The 3,183-nt window shown below is 71.8% G+C and carries 2 protein-coding genes and 1 pseudogene; 2 read left to right on the forward strand and 1 reads right to left on the reverse strand.

Annotated elements, in window-relative coordinates; genetic code table 11:
• Window positions 1-982 (forward strand): hypothetical protein (locus DQW85_RS25405; protein WP_162795366.1); only part of this gene is annotated, 982 nt, incomplete at its 5' end.
• Between the two features lie 6 nt (window positions 983-988).
• Here the strand turns inward: DQW85_RS25405 and DQW85_RS25410 are convergent.
• Window positions 989-2,230: a cytochrome P450 gene (locus tag DQW85_RS25410; protein WP_113702489.1), complete on the reverse strand. Its 1,242-nt coding sequence runs from the start codon at window positions 2,228-2,230 to the stop codon at window positions 989-991.
• Window positions 2,231-2,453: 223 nt separating this feature from the next.
• Here DQW85_RS25410 and DQW85_RS25415 point away from each other — a divergent pair.
• Window positions 2,454-3,183: pseudogene (locus DQW85_RS25415) on the forward strand (methyltransferase domain-containing protein); the annotation flags it as partial.

The raw sequence follows: 3,183 nt of genomic DNA on the forward strand, positions 1-3,183 counted from the left end.
GCGGGGCCACGGGCACCCCGGCGACGAGCGCGTGGCCGGCGGCCCCGGCCAGGCGCCTCCCGGCGAGGGTCGGCACTCCGACCGCTCCAGGCCGGGCGCGAACCTCAGCCGCGACCCCTCCGACCCCGACCGCCCGTTCGTGACGGCCGGGCAGATCAGCGGCTCGCGCACCCCGCCCCCCGAGCGCCAGCAGGAACTCTGGAACACCGTCTTCGGCGAGAACTACCAGGCCATCGGCGAGGAGCCCGAACAGCTGGAGGAGCAGGGCAAGCCCATCTGGATCTACGCCCTGGCGGGCTCGGTGGCCGTCGCCCTCGTCGGGACGCTCACCTGGGCGTTCATGGCCGGCCCCTTGGCGGGCGAGACACCGCGGGCCGCCCCCGTGGCCTCGGCCACGCCGACCCCCTCGGGCACCGCCGGCTCCGCCAAGCCCGCCACCTCGATCGGCCCACTGCCGAAGTATCGCGGCAAGGCGGCCCCGGTGGTGGGCACCGTGCAGGACGCCGCGGCCGGCATCACCGTTCCGCGCCTGGGCGGGACGTGGCAGCTCGACCAGCGGCCGACCGTCCAGGGCACGTACGGCTTCGACACCCGGCAGTTCGCCAGGACCGGCCCGGACACCTTCGCCCAGCTGCTCACCGGCCCGCTGCCGGCCAGGATGGCCTCGTCCTACACCTCCCAGACCAACCTCGAACCGGTGATCAAGCAGGTCGTGGTGAACGCCCGCAAGCGCTTCTTCCCGCCGGACAACAAGGTCCGCAAGATCGCCCAGCAGCAGCTGCGGATCGGCGGGGCGTCGGGCCGTCTCATCGCCTACTCGCTGACTTCGTCCACCCAGAAGGCCACCATCGTCACCGCCGCCATCAACACCGGCAACGACGTCCCGGCGATCGTCTACATGTCGATCCCGTCCACCGGCAAGCAGCTCATGCCGGACATCCACACGGTGGTCAAGGGGCTCAAGATGACCGCGGGCTCGTAGCACCGCTCAGAACACGCACTCCATGTGCTTGATGCCGTTGATGAAGCTGCTGTGGAGGCGGTCGGGCCGGCCGCCCTCGATGTGCGGGACCCGCCGCAGCAGCTCGCGGAACATGAGCGTGATCTCGCGCCGGGCCAGGTGCGCGCCCAGGCAGAAGTGCGGCCCCGGCCCACCGAAGCCCACGTGCGGGTTCGGGTCGCGGGTGATGTCGAACCTGTACGGGTCCGCGAAGACCTCGGGGTCCCTGTTGGCCGCCCAGTAGAACAGGACGACCTTCCGGCCCTTGGGGTAGAGGTGGCCGTTCATCTCGAAGTCCCTGGTGACCTTGCGGCGCATGAAGTTCACCGGTGACGCCAACCGGACGATCTCCTCCACCGCGCGGGGCGCGTGGCCGTCGACGTCCCGCAGCCAGAGCGCGCGCTGGTCGGGGTTCTTGGTGAGCAGGCGCAGCCCGTACGAGATCGCGTTGCGGGTGGTCTCGTTGCCCGCCACCACGAGCAGGATGAAGAACGACCCCAGCTCCTGCATCGTCAGCCGCTCCCCGTCGATGTTGGCGTTGACCAGCGAGGAGGTCAGGTCGCCGGTGGGGTGGTCGGCGCGGTAGGCGGCCAGGTCCTGCACGAGTTGCTGGAGCTCCATGCCGGCGGTGAGCAGGCGTTCGGCGATGCTGGTCAGGTCGCCACCGGAGTACTCGGGGTCGAAGCCGCCGAGGATGAGGTTGGAGCGCTCGAAGACGAACTGGTAGTCGCGCTCCGGAATGCCCATCATGTCGCAGATGATCTTCAGGGGCAGCCGGGCGGCGACGTCCGTGACGAAGTCGCCGCCGGGGCCCTTGGCCAGCAGGTCGTCCACGATCTCCCCGGCGGCCGCCTCCACGTCCGCCTCGAACTGCTTGATCATTTTGGGGGTGAAGGCGCGGGAGACGATCCGGCGCAGGCGCGCGTGGCGCGGGTCGTCCATGTTGATCATGGAGCCGAAGTATTCGGCGAACTCGGCGGGCATGTCGGGGATGTTCGTCGCGCCGCCGTCGCCCGAGGAGAAGACCTCCGGGTTGCGGCTGGCCTCCAGGATGTCGGCGTGCCTGACCAGCGCGTAGTAGCCCGGTCCCCTGGGCGCGAAGGAGACCTCCATCTCCTCGAAGAAGACCGGCGCGCCGAGGGCCCGCAGCCGGTCGAACGCCTCCTCCCGCTCGGCCATGGGCCTGGCCCAGAAGTCCCTTTCGGACAGATCGAACTCGACGGCGCTCATGAGGCCATCATTCGGAAAGGGGGCCTTCCACGTCAATGGTTATGACGTACGCCGTACGTACATGGCCGGAATTCGGTGGCTCCGCCCTGGGCGGGTCGCTAGGGTGACCGCGTGTACTTCTTCTTCCTGCGTTAGCGACCCGCCGGCGGGCCGCGGATGACCCACCGCCGGCGATGCGGGACGGCCGGCCGCCGTCCCGGGTCGCGACGTGGGAGAAGGACACGTGCATACGTTTGCCGTGGCCAGGGCGGTGCGTGGCATCGAGCCCCTGGTGGCCGCGGAGATCCGCCGGTCGGGCGGCGAGGTGCGGGGGCTGCGCCACCGCGAGGTGTGGTTCGAGGTGGCCGCGCCGGGGCCGCGGCTGCTGGGGCTGCGGACGGCCGACGACGTGCTGCTGGCGGCGGCCGTCGTGGACGGGATCGGGCGCGACAGGGCCTCCCTGCGCCGCCTGGCCTCGGCCGCGGGCCGCGATGTCGACGTCGAGGGGCTCGCCAAGCTCAGGCGGCTCGTGGGGGTAGAGGTGCCGCGGGTCGAGGTACCGGGGATCGAGGTGTCGGCGTCGTTCGTGGGGCGCCGCTCGTACACGCGCTTCGACATCGAGGACACGGTCGGCGGGGCGCTGGCCGGGCTGCTCGGGCTGCGCTACCACGCGCGGCGCGGCGGCCGGGTGCCGCCCGAGGGGTCGATGGCCTGGCGGGTCACGATCGAAGGTGACCGGGCGCTGATCGCCCTGCGGGCCGGTGACCGGCCGCTGCACCGCAGGCCGTACAAGCTGGGCTCGGTGCCGGGCACGCTGCACCCGCCGCTGGCCGCGGCGATGGCCCGCCTGGCGGGCCTGGGGGACGAGCGGAGGCCGGTCACGGTGCTGGATCCGTGCTGCGGCGCGGGCACCACGCTCGTCGAGGCGCACGCGCTCGCGCCGCACGCCCGTCTGCTGGGCCTGGACCTCTCCC

Origin of the sequence: Nonomuraea lactucae (assembly GCF_003313395.1) — a bacterium.
Taxonomy (GTDB): domain Bacteria; phylum Actinomycetota; class Actinomycetes; order Streptosporangiales; family Streptosporangiaceae; genus Nonomuraea; species Nonomuraea lactucae.

Excerpts from the sequence above, each read along its gene's own strand:
- DQW85_RS25410 (WP_113702489.1), bottom strand. The coding sequence starts at position 2,230 with ATGAGCGCCGTCGAGTTCGATCTGTCCGAAAGGGACTTCTGGGCCAGG.